8 protein-coding genes and 1 pseudogene are annotated in these 16,311 nt (G+C 44.7%); 3 read left to right on the forward strand and 6 right to left on the reverse strand.

Annotation, left to right across the window (positions count from 1 at the left end):
- Window positions 1-34: 34 nt before the first annotated feature.
- Window positions 35-481: a DUF6078 family protein gene (locus HMPREF1535_RS04215; protein ID WP_007655016.1), complete on the reverse strand. Its 447-nt coding sequence runs from the start codon at window positions 479-481 to the stop codon at window positions 35-37.
- Window positions 482-597: 116 nt separating this feature from the next.
- On the opposite strand from HMPREF1535_RS04215, the gene HMPREF1535_RS04220 reads away from it, so the two are divergent.
- A complete protein-coding gene (locus HMPREF1535_RS04220; protein WP_007655018.1) occupies window positions 598-4,614 on the forward strand; it encodes a hybrid sensor histidine kinase/response regulator transcription factor in 4,017 nt (1,338 codons plus the stop codon).
- A gap of 16 nt (window positions 4,615-4,630) precedes the next feature.
- Here the strand turns inward: HMPREF1535_RS04220 and HMPREF1535_RS04225 are convergent, their stop codons facing one another.
- Genes HMPREF1535_RS04225 through HMPREF1535_RS04235 form a run of 3 tightly spaced genes read right to left on the reverse strand, consistent with a single transcriptional unit; the run spans window position 4,631 to window position 8,591 of the window.
- Complete coding sequence (locus HMPREF1535_RS04225) at window positions 4,631-5,428, reverse strand: glycoside hydrolase family 16 protein (RefSeq protein WP_010801941.1); 798 nt, start codon at window positions 5,426-5,428, stop codon at window positions 4,631-4,633.
- A gap of 9 nt (window positions 5,429-5,437) precedes the next feature.
- Window positions 5,438-6,643 (reverse strand): glycoside hydrolase family 88 protein, encoded by a 1,206-nt coding sequence (locus HMPREF1535_RS04230; protein WP_161799510.1) that lies wholly within the window; start codon window positions 6,641-6,643, stop codon window positions 5,438-5,440.
- A 7-nt stretch (window positions 6,644-6,650) separates the two neighbouring features.
- Complete coding sequence (locus HMPREF1535_RS04235) at window positions 6,651-8,591, reverse strand: heparinase II/III family protein (RefSeq protein WP_044245933.1); 1,941 nt, start codon at window positions 8,589-8,591, stop codon at window positions 6,651-6,653.
- 716 nt (window positions 8,592-9,307) lie between these two features.
- Between HMPREF1535_RS04235 and HMPREF1535_RS04240 the strand changes: the two genes are divergently transcribed.
- Together HMPREF1535_RS04240 and HMPREF1535_RS04245 are read left to right on the forward strand one after the other, a co-directional pair.
- The gene (locus HMPREF1535_RS04240; RefSeq protein ID WP_046145378.1) at window positions 9,308-12,511 is read left to right on the forward strand and encodes a SusC/RagA family TonB-linked outer membrane protein; all 3,204 of its coding nucleotides are present in this window, start codon (window positions 9,308-9,310) and stop codon (window positions 12,509-12,511) included.
- Window positions 12,512-12,544: 33 nt separating this feature from the next.
- Window positions 12,545-14,260 (forward strand): RagB/SusD family nutrient uptake outer membrane protein, encoded by a 1,716-nt coding sequence (locus HMPREF1535_RS04245; protein WP_046145379.1) that lies wholly within the window; start codon window positions 12,545-12,547, stop codon window positions 14,258-14,260.
- Between the two features lie 189 nt (window positions 14,261-14,449).
- Here HMPREF1535_RS04245 and HMPREF1535_RS04250 read toward each other — a convergent pair whose 3' ends face one another.
- Window positions 14,450-15,445 carry an IS110 family RNA-guided transposase gene (locus HMPREF1535_RS04250; protein WP_046145281.1) on the reverse strand — a complete coding sequence of 332 codons (996 nt, stop codon included), beginning with the start codon at window positions 15,443-15,445 and terminating at the stop codon, window positions 14,450-14,452.
- A 510-nt stretch (window positions 15,446-15,955) separates the two neighbouring features.
- Window positions 15,956-16,297 (reverse strand): annotated as a pseudogene (locus HMPREF1535_RS26460) (IS1634 family transposase); the annotation flags it as partial.
- Between the last annotated feature and the right edge of the window lie 14 nt (window positions 16,298-16,311).

Below are 16,311 nucleotides of genomic sequence, written 5' to 3' on the forward strand. Positions count from 1 at the left end.
ATAGATCATTCAGTAGTCCGTAACAGACTATGAATCAATCTCTATCCAAATCATAATACTCCATATATTCGTCATATTGCGGCTCTTCGGTAATGCCTTGGGCAAGGAACAGCTTTTTGATATATGCCTGCTCTTTCGGCCTGACCAGGCGCTTCTTTTGTTTACAGCGGTAATAGGTATTACGTCCCAGATGGGCAATAAGCTGTGATTTGATTGTCTCGGCTTTTCGCAAAGGGATATCATCGAACAGGCAGGTTATGCCTCTGGCGAACCGCTGCGGTTGGTCGAGCAGGAAGAAAGGACACTCTTCGCCAGTGAGAGATGCAAGGTGGCCCGGATTGATAATATATACACCTCCGCGCGTTTGAGGAACACGAAGCCACACCTGATGCCGAAGGCAGGTATCACGACGCACGCATTTCTCGTTGAGACAATGGGCAAAACGACCCGGGAATTCATCATAATTGAAATCTGCTTTCATAATATGTAATAGTTTATTGGTTACATTGATTTACAAAGATACTATTTTATATGACCTGATACGTAAAGCTGTTTCAGAATTTATCATTATCTTCGCCTTCAAATAATGTAAAAGCCATGAGAAAATCAATCATCCTTTTCATATTTCTGCATATCTTGTCTTACGCCTTCCCTATCTATTTCAAACATATCGGGATGAAAGAAGGACTTTCGCAACTTTCTGTCATGTCTATCTATCAGGATGAACTGGGCCGTATGTGGTTCGGGACGGAAGAAGGGTTAAGCGTTTTCGACGGTGTTCACGTAACCTCGCATAAACCGACATTAAAGAATGAGAGCGGGAAGGAAACAACCGTTGGTAACAGCATCGACTTCATAACCGGAGACAACCAAGGGAATATTTATTTCAACTCGGATAATTCGTTGGTACGATACAACCTGCGTTCCCAGCAGTTTACCTGCCTGAAACAAGCATGGGTGAATGCGATCGCTTTCAGCGGCGAACAACTTTGGGTGAACGCGTCCGATTCTATCTTTGTCTGGGATACACAGACGGAAGAACTTCATTTCCGCTTCAAACTGGAACTCTCCAACCAACATGTAACCTGTATCATGGTCGATTCCCAAAAACGCTGCTGGATAGGGACCAATTCCGGATTATATATGAAAGAGGAAGACAAACCCCTTGCCTATATCATTCCCAGTGAAGATATTTATGCCTTATACGAAGATTCACATAGGAACCTATGGATATCCGCCCGCATGAACGGACTTTACAAACGCGAACCGTCGGGTAATTTCAAACGCTTCCGCTTCGATCCGCACAACGATAACAATATATCCAGCAACCAGGTAAGGGGAATCGTTGAAGACAACTCCGGTAACCTTTGGATAGGAACCTTCACCGGACTAAACAAATATAATCCCTACAACGATCATTTCCAGGTATATACCCGCGACAACCTTCCCGGAAGCCTCGCCCACTCCTCCGTTTTCCCGGTTTACAAAGACCGGCAGGGAAGCATCTGGTTGGGTACTTATTACGGTGGCGTCCACTATTTCAATCCTGAAATGGACCTTTTCACGATTTATACGGCAGACAAAACAAGGAAAGACTGCATCAGTTTCCCTTTTGTCGGGCATATGACGGAAGATAAAGACGATAATATCTGGATCTGCACCGAAGGCGGCGGACTGAACCTTTTCGACCGGAAAAAGAAAACATTTACCTATTTCATGGCCGATCCCGACAGAAACTCTATCGCCCATGACAATCTGAAATCTATTGCCTACAGTGCCAACCGCAATAAGCTTTACATCGGTACCCACACCGGCGGACTATCCATATTCGATATCCCAAAGAAACGGTTCCGGAATCCTTATTTCGAAGACCCTTCGTATGCCGTAAAAGCCGGCGACCGTATCAATCAGATGGCCATCTGGAAAGACAAATACCTGGTACTCCTGACGCAATGGGGATGCGTCAAAATGGATCTCGATACCGAAAAGATCACCCAGACCTTCGAAGGAGGCAAGCAATACGGTAATCATTGTTTCCTGATCGACTCGCAGGATTATATATGGATAACAACAGGAAGAGTCATCAACAAGATCAACCTGAATAACCAGGAAGACAGGACAGTCTTTCGTTGCGGCGAAAACGGATTGGGAAACCAGCCGGTATCTGCCATCTATGAAGACAAAAAAGGACGTATCTTCTTCGGAACGCTCGGAGCCGGACTCTATCTGTATGATGAAAAGAACCATACTTTCAGTGGATATACTACCGAAAACAGTATGATCCTAAGCAACTATTGCTACGATATCAAAGAGTCGATACAAGGTTACCTGATCATATCCGGTGATAAAGGACTCTCTTTCCTGGATCCGGAACAACAGTTATTTAAGGTGGTAGAACTGGGTACCGCACTTCCTGTTTCCGGGATCAACAAAGGATGCGGACTGCTGGTCAGCCCGAATGGCGAAATCTTTGTCGGAGGAATAGACGGTTTAAGTACGTTCTTCGAACAGGACTTGTTCCGGCCTGCAAAAGACTACCGGTTATATTTCTCCGAATTGTATATCAATAATGAATTAGTAAATCCTTCCGACCGTTCACGGGTTCTCTCCGAAGCTTTGCCTTATACGCAGGAAATAGAGTTGAACCACAATCAGAACAACCTCATCATCTCATTCAACTCGAACAACTATATCAATACGTTGAAAGAGACGGCTTACGAATACATGCTGGAAGGCTTCGACAACAAATGGATCAACAATACCGACAACAGCATCCAATACACGAACCTCAATCCGGGTAAATACACCCTGGTCGTGCGTGAGAAACAATACGACACAAAGATCGAACCGCAAACGATCCGGATGGGCATCACGATCCATTCCCCGCTCTATGCCACACCGTTATTTTATCTCTTATACGTGCTGGTCGGCGGCGGGTTGATCTATAGCTTCTTCCGCTTCAAACAATCGCAGTTGCTGCTCAGAACTTCATTGGAGTTTGAACGGAAAGAAAAAGAGAGGATCGAGGAACTGAACCAGGCTAAACTACAGTTCTTTTCAAACATCTCGCATGAGTTCCGGACACCGCTTACCCTGATCATTTCGCAGATCGAACTCTTGCTGCAAAGCAGTTCGGTGGCCCCATCCACCTACAACAAACTACTGAAAATATACAGGAACACGCATAATATGCGGATGCTGATCAGTGAGTTGTTGGATTTCCGCAAACTGGAACAAGGGCATGTGAAACTGAAAGTATATGAACAAAACATCATCCCTTTCCTGAAAGAGATCTATCTCTCTTTTTACGAATATGCTTCCAGCCGTTCAGTAACTTATCAGTTCACCTCCGGGGCGGAAGATATCGAATGCTGGTTCGACCCGAAACAGATGCAAAAGGTATTCTACAACCTGCTGTCGAACGCATTCAAATATTCAAAACCGGGTGCAGCCATCGAAATGGTCGTCGAAGAGAATGACCAGGCGATCATCATAAAAATCATAGACAACGGCATCGGTATCAGCAAAGAAGATATCGACAAGATATTCGACCGTTTCTACCAGGCAGGAAATAACTCATCGGGAATATCGCAGCCAAGCACCGGTATCGGCCTGTCGCTAACCAAGAGCATCATCGGGTTGCATCATGGAAAAATACAGGTAGAAAGTACGCCGGGATACGGAAGCATATTCATTGTGCATCTGCCGAAGGGCCGAAGCCATTTCAAAGAAGGTGAATGCCAGTTTGTGCAACCGGAGAAAGAGATGATCCGCAACGAGATACTGCCGGAAAGCCTGACTCAGGAAATTCCCGAAAGTACCTCCGAATTATCGCTGGCCGAGACAGATGCCACCTACACCATCCTGTTGGTCGATGACAACGAAGAACTGCTCCAGATACTGAACTCGCTATTCTCGCCGGTTTATAATGTCTTACTGGCACGGAACGGAAAAGAGGGACTGGAGATCACACGTTCCCAAAAGCCGGATATCATCGTCAGCGACATCATGATGCCTGAAATGTCTGGAACCGAAATGTGCCTGAAGATCAAGAACGATTTCGACATCTGTCATATACCGGTCATCCTGTTGACAGCGCTCGGTTCGGCAGAGCAAAGCATAGAAGGTTTGCAGCGGGGAGCCGACGATTATATCAGCAAGCCGTTCAATGCCAAAGTACTGCTTGCCCGTTGCAACAACCTGGTGCGCAACCGTATTATCCTGCAAAAGAAGTTCAACGAGCAAAGGGATTTCGATACGCAATCGCTGGCCAGCAACCCGATCGACCAGAAGTTTATGGACACGGTAAACCGAATCGTAGAAGAAAACCTGAGTAATATGGAATTCGACATGAATACCCTGGCTAAAGAACTGGGATTGAGCCGCAGCTCGCTTTATGCCAAGTTCAAAGCCCTGACCGGAATGACACCAAACGATTTCGTCCTGAATTGTAAATTGAAGCGGGCCGCCACCTTGTTGATAACCCGTCAGGATTTGCAGATTGCCGAGATCTCCGACATGCTGGGTTTTGGTTCCCCCCGTTATTTCACCCGTTGCTTCAAAGCACAGTTCGATACGACACCGGCGGAATACAAGAAAAAGAAGGCAGACTAATGCCTGCCTTCAACGATTATTTTTTCTTCTGATAATAACGAACCCAGTCGACCTTCATCTCGACCGGAAGATCTTCCGGGTTGACAGGACCGACCCAGGGGCCACCCAGCTGCATATCGATTAACAGATAATAGGGTTTGTCAAATGGGAATTGACCTTCTTTATCGGTTTCTATGCGGGGATATGAAAAGTTTCGTACATCATTTATAAAGAAAACGAGGCTATCCGGATACATTTCTACGGCATATACATTATAACCTGCCGGATCGATAGGCCCGGTGCTTCCCTGAGGCGGGTCTTTCTTGATATTCAGGTTATGCGTATAAGTAGAATGAACTGTCTGATAAGCAATGCTATCATAATTCAGATGCTCCATGATATCTATCTCGCCGCCCGACGGCCAGGGATACTTCGCTTCTTCAAACGGTTTCAACCAGATAGCCGGCCATGCCCCGGTGGCACACCCCAGCTGTGCTTTTATCTCTAACCGGCCTCCATGGAAAGCACGCTTATACTTGGTATAGATGCCTCCGGTAATGTAAGGAACCGTATCTGTCGAGCGGTCCGGATTGATTAAACCTTTCAAAACAAGATTACCGTCAACCAAATCATAACAGAGTTCACTGTCAGACATATATTTTGCCCACTCCGGTGCCCAACGGGGAATTTTCGACCAATTTGTCGTATCCAACCCGTTTGCCTGGTCAAAGTTTTCCTCCCAGACCAACTGCCATTCATCTGCCGGTCTCGTATTGCAGGCAGCCATCATCAGAATGACAGCTGCTCCGCATATCCATTTCATACCTTTTCTCATAAGAAAATATTATTTCGATTCTAACTCCTTCTTGCGTTTCAACGCTTCCATAAAATAGTAATCGGCATAATTCAACGGAACGTCTATTTCCGAGTTATGAGGAATACTGCCTACGGAATGCATCAGGAGAAAGTTACCGTTCGTTCCCAGAGCAGCCCGGTAAGCCGGAGAACCCAGCGAAGTCATGATACTGTCTGCATATGTCTTATACGCTACGGCATCTTCCACATCCATCGTACTGATTTCATACAATGCGGAAGCAATACAGGAAGCAGTTGAAACATCACGCGGTTCATTCGGAATGTTCGGTGCATCCATATCCCAATAAGGGATCAGGTCAGCCGGCATTGCTTTATGATTCTTCATGAAATTGAATGTTTTCAACGCCTGGTCCAGATATTTGCGATCACCCGTTTCACGGTAGCAAACAACGAATCCGTAAATAGCCCACGCCTGTCCGCGGCTCCAGGCCGATTCATGCGCATATCCTTGTGCCGTATGACGATTACGAACGGAACCATCTTTCAGACTATAATCGATGACATGGTAACAGCTGCCGTCCGGACGGAAATGTTCCTGCAACGTACGGTCTGCATGAGCAATCGCTATGTTATAAAAAGAGGAATCACCGGATAGACGGGTCGCTTCGAACATCAGCTCCAGGTTCATCATATTGTCGATAATCACCGGACATTCCCAACCGCGTTCCGACTGCCATCCTTTATCTACATTCCATGACTGGATTACCTGGGGAGCCTCACGGAAACGGGTTGATAATGACTTGGCAGCCTGTACCATCACATCTTTATAAGACGGATCGGCCGTCAGACGCAAACCGTTACCGAAGCTGCAATTAACAATGAACCCGATGTCATGATGCCAGGTCAGGTTCTTGGCTTCTTCTATGGCCCATGTATATTTCTGAGCGAGTGGAAGCAATGCCGTATCGCCCGTCAATTCATACAGATACCACACCGAGCCGGGGAAGAACCCACTACGCCAGTCTCCATAGCCGCAATAATAAACTGAGCTATCCTTTTTCAAAGTCACAGGATTCAGGCATTTGCCACTGGCTTCAATGACTTCTATCTCGTTACCGAGCTGTGCACGGGCGAAATCGATATTCTCGTCAATAAAACTCTTTTCTAATGTTTTAGGTGTTCCCCCGCAAGAGATCAGGAATGCGGAGAAAGCTAAAGCGATCCAATTTTTCATTCTTCTTTTATTTATTGTTTTGTTTAATTGTAAATGTATAAGTCCCTGATTTCACCATTTTTCCGGCATTCAAGGAGAGACGATAGATTTCTTTTCCCCATACGTTGGATAAACGCGGGTCATCCAACGCGACTGTCTCTACAGACGGGGTGAAAGTATTTTTATCATACAGCAATTCTACCTTTTCTCCGTTTACATCTATCCGGACGATTCCTTCCGAAGAGACATCGATCTTACCCCAGGTCAGGAAATTGACTTGATTCGGTTCTTTCAACTCTTTCAGGGTAAATGAATCCTGAATCTTCACTTCGCCCTTATTCTTATTTAATGTATACGAACGAACCCATTTATCCACCCCGGCTTCTTCAGGATAAGCGGTAGCAATATTAGCGGTAAAAGTCATCCGCTTCGGGTCGAAAGAAGTCGCAGTCGCTTTATATCGGGAACCAAACGACTGGGGCACTCCGTTTATCATCGGCAGATTATGGTAGTTGCTCTGCATTGTCCAGATCGTATACCGTTCGTTACTGAATGTCTGGCGGGTATAAGTGCCGACACCTGCATCGATAAATACCGGAGTCGTATTTGAATACAAAGAGAAAGTACCGGCATCATTATGATTATGGCTTTCATTGTTATATCCACCTTTCGCAGCCAGGAAAAAACCTGCTTTATTCGTCATATAACAAAATTCCGTTTCAGGATACCAAGTATAGGCCGGAGACTGATACGAAGGTTCCACCTCTCCCATCTCCTTTGCATACAGGAGACTTTGTAAGGTGCGGAACATATCTCTCCCGGAAGAAAGTGATTTTCTGGTTGACAGGCTGTTCAGATAAGCGGCATACTGCATCATCACATCACTGCCTACCGCCTTTCCGTAGCGGAAAATAATCGGGGCATCTCCGCCACCTTTCGCCGAGGCATCCGCGAAGTTAACCACCCAGCCATTCCCTACATAGGAGCGGGCAATATATTCACCCATATTTTTGATAATCGGCTGATCGAACAGACTGATCTTTCCACCGGTTCCGTCGTATAATAACTGGAGATAATCATACATCTTTCCCGCAGCATGTCCCCAATAAGAAGGACCTTCTTCGCAGGCACCGTCCGAATGAGTATAGTTGATGAATTTATCGACCGAGACCATTGTACGATGAACGGCTTCCGCCAGTTTCTCTTTATCGTTTTCCAACAGTAGGAAACATTGCAGTACATTAAAGTTACACCACGGATTCCAGTTGTTGACCAAAGTCCCGGGTTTGTAATTGAAGGCCATCCACCAGAAACGGTCTTCTTTCATATAAGTATCCAGTATTCTTTTCTGTAACTCATGGCGCAGGCGTTCGGAAATAACAGGATTTACTTTATCAAATTCGGTATGGAAGAAATAATAGGTCCAGGACAATAAGGAACCCAGGTCGCCGGCAGTCAGGTCGATCACATCTTCTTTATAATCGGGTAAAGAACGTTTTGAATGCTGTGCGCTTAAATGTGCCGACAATACCCAGGAAGTCATCTCACAGGACTGAAAAACACCATTGATCAGCTGATCGATAAAGCGGCCCTTTCCTTCTGCCAGTTCGGCCATTACCAGGTCGGCTATGGCTCCGTTGTTACTGCCGAAAGGATCTTCCATGATCCGCCGGTTTCCGCTACGTTCGTATTCGATATAGTCGGTTGCTTTAACAACTTTCCATTCATAACCCAAACGTTTCTCTCCTTGTTTGATGTAATCATTCCTATAATCTCCCAGAAATTGCTCCCAGGCAGTGCGATCGGTATAATCCGGATAAGGAACCCATTGCCGGTCCATCAATAAAACGGATTTCAATTCAGGTATATCTGCCGCCTTTTGCAGCAGATCACGTTCGACATAAGCATTTGCTGATGCTATTATTCCGAATAGCAAACAAAATAAGGTTAAACATTTCTGTGTTCTCATGGTACTACTTTTTTGCTTTGATCACAAAAGTAGAAAGATTGTCTATAACAGAGGCGTCTATTTATCCATTTCATATGCACTTATCGTCCAAAGGCATGGATAAAAACAGGTCAAAAGGTTCTTTTTATTTCATTGTAAATAAAGGTATGTCTTAGTCTGTTAAGGTATTTGATACCACCTTTGAAGCAAGCTGTTTTTACATATATTAAAATATAACTTAGTCCTAATGGAACTCCAATCATACCGATGCAAATATATATGTTATTAATGTTAACGAGTGTATTAATTTATCCATTTAATATGCACTAATAGTCCAGCGCTTATTTGTAAAAAACGATAATCTCCCTATTTTAAAGCCTTTGTATATTTAGCCTCCGGATAAGAATGTTAACGATATTCAATAATAATAACAGTGATGATTTAATCATTCCAAACATCTTTTCAGTATCTGCAACGCAAATACCAATGATTTGTCTTTCTCCGCTCTCCATTTATTTATCAGTGCCTTACCTAAAGTTACCCTAAAATCCACACCGTTTTCAACAGTCATTATATACTAATTGATCTTCAATCCTTTCGCCATCCAAATCAAAAAAACAGCGTAGTTCCATTAGAACTATGTGGTTTTTGCCAAATACCCAGGCTGAAACTCACGGAAAAACAATCAGTAAACCGGGTAAACAATTAATTAATCATTAACTAAATCTGGTGTTATTATGACAAAGGATTTTAATCGTTTTTACTTATCAAAACAGATGTTCCTGGGAGCAACCCTGCTTCTGGCATCTGTAGGATTGGCAACGGCCAGTCCGGCAACAGGAACTACGGGTACAGCCTTACCGAACCCTGTTGCTGCTTCTCCTCAACAAGCCAAATACATTATTAATGGAGTAGTCGAAGATCAGTTCGGTCCGATAGCAGGCGCCAATGTAGTTGAGAAGGGAACCACAAACGGGACAATTACCGATATGGACGGTAACTTTACCCTGGAAGTATCACCTAATTCCGTACTGGTCGTTTCATTTATCGGATTCAAGGAACAACAGATTCCGGTGAATAACCAGAAATCATTACGGATTAAATTATCGGAAGACTCCCAGGCACTGGACGAAGTCGTTGTAGTAGGTTACGGTACGCAGAAGAAGGTGAACCTGTCCGGCTCCGTTACCTCCGTAAATGTCAGCGAGATGGCCGAAAGCCGCCCGTTAACTAACATCTCTACGGCTTTGGCCGGAACTGCACCGGGGGTACAGATCACATCCAGCAACAATATCCCCTCCAACAACGGAGATGCGGATATTAAGGTACGCGGACAGGGAACATTGAACAACTCCTCTCCCCTGGTTATTATTGATGGTGTGGAAGGTAATTTGAACAGCGTCAGCCCGCAGGATGTGGAAACAGTCAGCGTATTGAAGGATGCTGCCTCATCGGCCATCTACGGTTCACGTGCAGCAAACGGTGTTATCCTGATTACCACCAAGTCCGGTAAGGCCGGCAGGATGAAAATCGACTATACCGGTTATGTTTCTTTCCAGAGCCTGAACAAGCCATACGACGTAGTCACCGACTATGCCAGCTACATGGAGTATATGAATGAAGGGATGCGCAACAGCAATAAACCCGAGCCTTTCTCCCAGAACGTGATAAATTTGTGGCGTGAGAAGTCGAAAGACCCGAACGGTCTGAATGAGCATGGTATTCCGAACTATCTGGCATATCCTAACAGCGATATCTTCGATGTGTATGAAACCGGTGTTTCCCATCAACACAGCCTGTCAGCAACCGGAGGTTCCGAAAAAGTGACTTATTATACATCTTTCAATTATCTGAACAACCCGGGTATCCTGGAAAATTGCGGATACGAACGCTTCAGCCTCCGTGCCAATATCGACTCGCAGGTAAAAGACTGGTTGAAAATCGGTGTAAACCTGAGCGGATATACAGCCAATACAACTCCGGTCAGCGAGAACATCAACGATATCTATACCTACGGCTTAACCGGTGGAAACCCGGGTATCGCCTATCTGGACGACCAGAACCGGTTGGGTATCAATGCCAATAATGAAGATGACCCTCAGAACGCTACAAACAATCCATATAATCGTTTAAGGAATGTGAGCGGTAACATCGGAATAAACACGCTGAAAACCCGTATGTATGCGATTTTGACTCCGTTAAAAGGTCTGACTATCCAGGGTTCTTATACCTATGATTATTATGACAAACAAAAGGATTCGAAACCGAACTTCGTCCCGATGTATAATTTCCAGACGAATACGTTATATACGGATGGTGTGGGCCAGACAAGCATCTATAATTACAATGAAAAGACCTACAGGAATTTCATGGATGCCATCGCCCGCTACGAACGTAACTATCTGAATAACCGCCTGAGCACAAATATCATGATTGGTGCCAGCCAGGAACAATACAAACGTTCTTACTTCAGTGCCACCCGTAAGGATTTGCTCGACCCGTCACTGGGTGTAATCGGAGGAGCTATCGGTGAATCTTCCTCAACCGGTAATGTTACGGAATGGGCGATGCGCTCTTTCTTCGGACGTATCAACCTGGGTTGGGATGACAAATACTTATTGGAAGCCAACCTTCGTGCCGACGGTTCTTCCCGTTTCCAGAAAGATAATCGCTGGGGTTATTTCCCATCGTTCTCTGCTGCCTGGCGTATTTCGGAAGAAAACTTCATGAAAGACTTCACCTGGCTGGACAACCTGAAGATACGCGGTTCTTACGGTTCGCTGGGTAACAACACCCTGGGAAGCAACAGAGATAACGACGGCAACTACCTCTCGCAATCGCTGTATGCACAGACCAACTACGTATTAGGCCGTGCCGTGGCAATGGGACTTTCTCAAACTGCCATCGCCAATGCCAATCTGTCTTGGGAAACGACCTATATCACCAACCTGGGGGTTGACTATAATATGTTTAGCAATCGCCTGAGCGGTAGTCTCGAATTCTTCAATAAGAAAACAGACGGCATTTTGATTGACCTTCCGGCTCCAATGGTTCACGGTAACGCGACAATTCCTAAGCAGAATGCCGCCCAGGTAACCAATAAGGGGGTTGAGTTCTCTGTGAACTGGTCCGACAGAGTCGGTAAGGATTTCGACTATAATGTAGGCTTCAACTTCACTTACATCAAAAACAATGTCGATAAATTTAAAGGAGACGAACCTTCGTACGACGGAGCCAGAATGTTGAAGGAAGGACTTCCTATCTGGTCTTTGTATGTCCGCGAAATTGACCGTATCATCCAGACAGATGCAGACCTGGCACTGGTTGAAACGATGTTGAATAACCCGGAAGTAGAAGGTAAGGTCGTATTCCCTTACGGAGTTCCTCAAAAAGGTGATATCCTGTACAAAGACCTGAATGGCGACGGACTGGTAAACGATGATGACCGTACCGTTATCGGAAATGGCAAGAACCCGACCTTCACGTATGGCGTGAACCTGGGATTCAACTGGAAAGGCATTGACTTCTCTACATTGATTCAGGGTGTAGCCGGCATTAAAGACGTATATCTGAGCAACCTGTATAAAAGTGGTGTTCGCCAGGGTTACCAGATGAACCAGGAAGTTATCGACGGACGTTGGTACGAAGGCCGTACGGATGCCAGTTATCCACGTCTGCTGGACTATAGCGATACCCGTAACGAACAGTATTCCGACTTCTGGGTTGCCAGCAAGGCGTACCTGAAAATTCGTAACATCACATTAGGTTATACCCTGCCCAGTCAATGGACCAAGGTTGCCTATATGGACAGAGTCAGAGTATACGGCAGTTTGGAAAACTTCTTCACTTTCTCGAAGTGGAAAGGATACGACCCTGAAGTAAGCGGCGTTACCTATCCGACCATGCGTCAAGCTGTAATCGGTATTAATGTTACTTTCTAATCAGAATGTCTAACTAATAAACAGAATTATAAAATGAAAAAATATATCATGTCTTTTTTAGCAGTCTTATTTACATTGACAGGCTGTTACGACCTGGACAGGGCTCCATACGACCAGTTGAGTTCCAGTACTTTCTGGCAGACGGAAGACCAGTGTAAGCAAGGTCTGATGGGAGTTTACGCCTCCCTGAAAAACACCGACCTGTACGGTAAAATGTTTATGATAGACGTCAACTCCGATGTCGCAGCCGGATATGACCAGTATGAAGCCCTTCAGCTGGGAACCTGTACCCCGCGTACCGGATTCCTGAACGGCAAATGGCAAAACGGATACAACGCCATTCAGCGTGCCAACCTGGCTATCCGCAACATCGGAGAGGCTCCTATTGACGAAGTGCCTAAAAACCAGATGTTGGGCGAAGCCCGTTTTCTCCGTGCATTAATCTATTTCCACCTGCTGGACTATTTCGGAGGACTTCCCATATACGACGAAACGACCGACCTGGAAAAAGAGTTCAACAACCTACTGAAACCCAGAAGTTCTGCAGAAGAGACACGTGCTTTTATCCTTGCCGACCTGGAAAAGGCATTGGGCGCCGGACTTCCCGACCAATGGAACGACGCAAACTACGGACGTGTTACATTGTCAGCAGCCCAGGCCCTGTTGGGTAAGGTTTACTTGTACGACAAACAATACGACAAAGCCATCGAAAACCTGGAAAAATCCCAGACTGGACATGCATTACATGATAACTTTGCTGAGTTATTCACTCCGACGGGCCATACCAGTTCCGAAATGATTTTCTCCATCATCAACCTGGGAGGAACAGGAAACAGCTACGGTATGCCTTTATGTTTCTATGCCGGAACCCGTAACTCCTATGGCAGTTGCTGGAACAATACGGTACCTTCCACCAACCTGGTCGACATGTATGAATACAAGGACGGACGCCCGTTCGACTGGGACGAAGTATTCCCCGGCTTCAACTCCGACAACCTGGTTAAGGAACGTGTATTCAGATGCACGGTCAACAGCGACGGTTCGGAAGTACTGGATATCCCGGCTGAATCGGAAAAAGTAAAAGAGATGTACGAACAGCGTGACCCGCGTTTATCGGCCACCGTTATCGCTCCTTACACAACTTATCTGGGATGGAACCGTAACCAGGAACGTCTGATGACTTTCATCTTCGCGAAAAACGAAAAAGGTGACGTTGTTGCCGTAAACGAAAATAACGGTTTCATGCGAAACAATAAGGGGGGATGGGAAACCTATTTCTGGAGAAAATTTGTACCGGAAGGCGACTGGAACGGACAAATTACCGACCGTGCCCATACCCCTGTTAACTTCCCGATTCTTCGTTTGGCAGATGTTTATCTGATGTTGGCAGAATGTTATAATGAAACGGGCAACCAGTCAAAGGCTGTCGAATACATCAACAAAGTTCGTGCCCGTGCCGGAATCGCCCTGCTGAACAGCGGTCCTTCTTATCTGGCCACCAATACAAAGGATGAAGTATTCCAGCGTATTTTCCGTGAGAGAGCATTCGAGTTGGCTGGCGAAGGTATCCGCGACAGTGACCTGCGTCGCTGGAAATTATCCCATACTCTATTGAACAGAGATGAATTCGGCATCACAGGAAAACGTATGCTAACCCGTGTATTCCGCGAAAACCGCGATTACCTGTGGCCAATACCCGCTACAGAAATCGAAATCAATCCGGATTTGACACAGAATCCGAACTGGTAATAACCCATCTATTTCAAAAAAAGAGGAGGTGAATTCTAAGTCCTCTCCAAACAATATCTATAAAATCTTACCCAAGTTTACGAACATTAACGTATCCTTGGGTAAGTTCGTATATAGACATAATTACTCTTCAGAAGTGTATAGCTACTTCCTAAATCTAAGATGTTTTCGAAATTAAGGGCCTTTTTATTATACGACTAATGTTACAAATGGAGTCTGTCTTCGTATCACAGCAAAAGACCTTGCTATGATTTTGGCTCTTACAGCATTGATTACAGATGCTTTATGTTTCCCCTCCGCTATTTTCCTTTTATAATATGCTTTCATCTGCGGATCCCAAGAGATGGCAGTAATAGCTGCCCGGGTAAGGTACACTTTTACTTCTTTGTTAGCCAATGGAGAAGTCTGCGTTTTTCCCCGTATGGAAATACCTGAAGTATGTTCAAAGGGAGCAACCCCGCAATAACAAGCAAACTTCCTTGGGTTGTCAAATCTTTGAAAATTGTTAGTAACACACAGTAATACAATGGCATTGATTATCCCTACACCTTTTATACTTCTTAATAACAAGTAGTTTGTGCAAAGAGAACAACTAGCGGCTATTAGTTGCTCCATAGCCTCTTCCACCTGCAGGATCTTTTCTTTTATCGACTTGAGCTGCTCTTCCAAAAAAGAAATGGAGTCTGTCACATCAGCCAACTTGGCCATCTGGGAGAATGTTTCCAATAACTTTATGCTTGATACTTTTTGCTTGACCAAATTGTCACGTATAATAATCCATCCCCGCAGTCTCACCAAGTCTTTGTCAGGCAATTTGTATAACTCTAGTTTTCGATAGTGTAATACCGCATAGTTCGCTATTCTTTTAGCGTCAATGCGGTCATTTTTGCCTCGTTGCAAGCCTATGGACTTCTTGATGGTCAACGGGCAAACCAAAGCTAGGGAAAAACCCATAGAGGCACTGGAAACAGATAACTCTGTGACATAACTTCCCATGTTTTCAGCACAGAACAAGAGTTTGGATAAAGAGAGATGATAACCTGCTATCCAATCTAATAAAGATTGGATCCCTTCTGAAGTGTTATCAAAAGACTTGTGAGACAACTCTTTTTCGTCCGCAGACATTAAGGATGCATCGAAAGTTTTTTTCCCTACATCAAGACCTACAAAATGAGAATAATTCATAACTTTGTATTTACAGTATTAAACATGAAGGAGAAACAGCTAATACATTTATTAGGTCGTGAGCCTACAATTCTAACTGGCTAGGTTCTCCAATTAAGAGAGTTGCAGTCTGATTCAGCCCATAGTCATTTAAGACTAGTGTCAAAGTTAGTTCACTGCAACTCTTCTTTTCAAATATACACTTATATTTTTATTAGGATATTTAATACTGCAAATGTAAATGTGTCAAAACTCTCCTCTTTTTCCTGACTTCGTCAATGCGCCACCCAAATCATTTCGGTTCATCGGCGAAGTCTAATAGTGAGCGTATCGCCCGATGTTTATCAGTCAGGAATAGGGTCTTAGTATAAATTTCTACATTTTCAGGCATCTTCACTCTGATGGTAGTAATAGTTTTGACGGCATCAAGTACCTTTCCTACGCTCAGGTCAATGTTCTTTTCTTTGATAATTCGCTCCAATTCCTTATATATTTTATAGGCGACAAAGCAAATGCAAACATGTGTGCTTCTATTCTTCGCGCAGGCTGAGATACACGTGCGATCACAAGATGTCGCAAGATCTCGTCCGGTATGCGATTGAAGCCAATATTATCATAGATACAATCAAGCAGCAACTGAGTTCCGTTGATCAATACAGCATCCATATTGCCGACTACTCGCTTGGTCTCTTCGAGTTCTCGCTGACCTGCATAGCTGTTAATCCATCTTTAGGCGGCATCACACAAATTTTCCGTGTCTTCTATTGAGTCCGCGGTGCCAAAGCTCTTTATTTCCTCATACTTACCGGAGGATTTGCTTACTACAACGACACTGATAGTGCCAGAGCGGTTCTTTTTCTTGCGCACATACATGCCGCAAAATTACG

It is taken from the genome of Parabacteroides goldsteinii DSM 19448 = WAL 12034, assembly GCF_000969835.1.
Classification (GTDB): Bacteria; Bacteroidota; Bacteroidia; order Bacteroidales; family Tannerellaceae; genus Parabacteroides; species Parabacteroides goldsteinii.

Excerpts from the sequence above, each read along its gene's own strand:
- HMPREF1535_RS04215 (WP_007655016.1), bottom strand. The coding sequence starts at position 481 with ATGAAAGCAGATTTCAATTATGATGAATTCCCGGGTCGTTTTGCCCAT.
- HMPREF1535_RS04220 (WP_007655018.1), top strand. The coding sequence starts at position 598 with ATGAGAAAATCAATCATCCTTTTCATATTTCTGCATATCTTGTCTTAC.
- HMPREF1535_RS04225 (WP_010801941.1), bottom strand. The coding sequence starts at position 5,428 with ATGAGAAAAGGTATGAAATGGATATGCGGAGCAGCTGTCATTCTGATG.
- HMPREF1535_RS04230 (WP_161799510.1), bottom strand. The coding sequence starts at position 6,643 with ATGAAAAATTGGATCGCTTTAGCTTTCTCCGCATTCCTGATCTCTTGC.
- HMPREF1535_RS04235 (WP_044245933.1), bottom strand. The coding sequence starts at position 8,591 with ATGAGAACACAGAAATGTTTAACCTTATTTTGTTTGCTATTCGGAATA.
- HMPREF1535_RS04240 (WP_046145378.1), top strand. The coding sequence starts at position 9,308 with ATGACAAAGGATTTTAATCGTTTTTACTTATCAAAACAGATGTTCCTG.
- HMPREF1535_RS04245 (WP_046145379.1), top strand. The coding sequence starts at position 12,545 with ATGAAAAAATATATCATGTCTTTTTTAGCAGTCTTATTTACATTGACA.
- HMPREF1535_RS04250 (WP_046145281.1), bottom strand. The coding sequence starts at position 15,445 with ATGAATTATTCTCATTTTGTAGGTCTTGATGTAGGGAAAAAAACTTTC.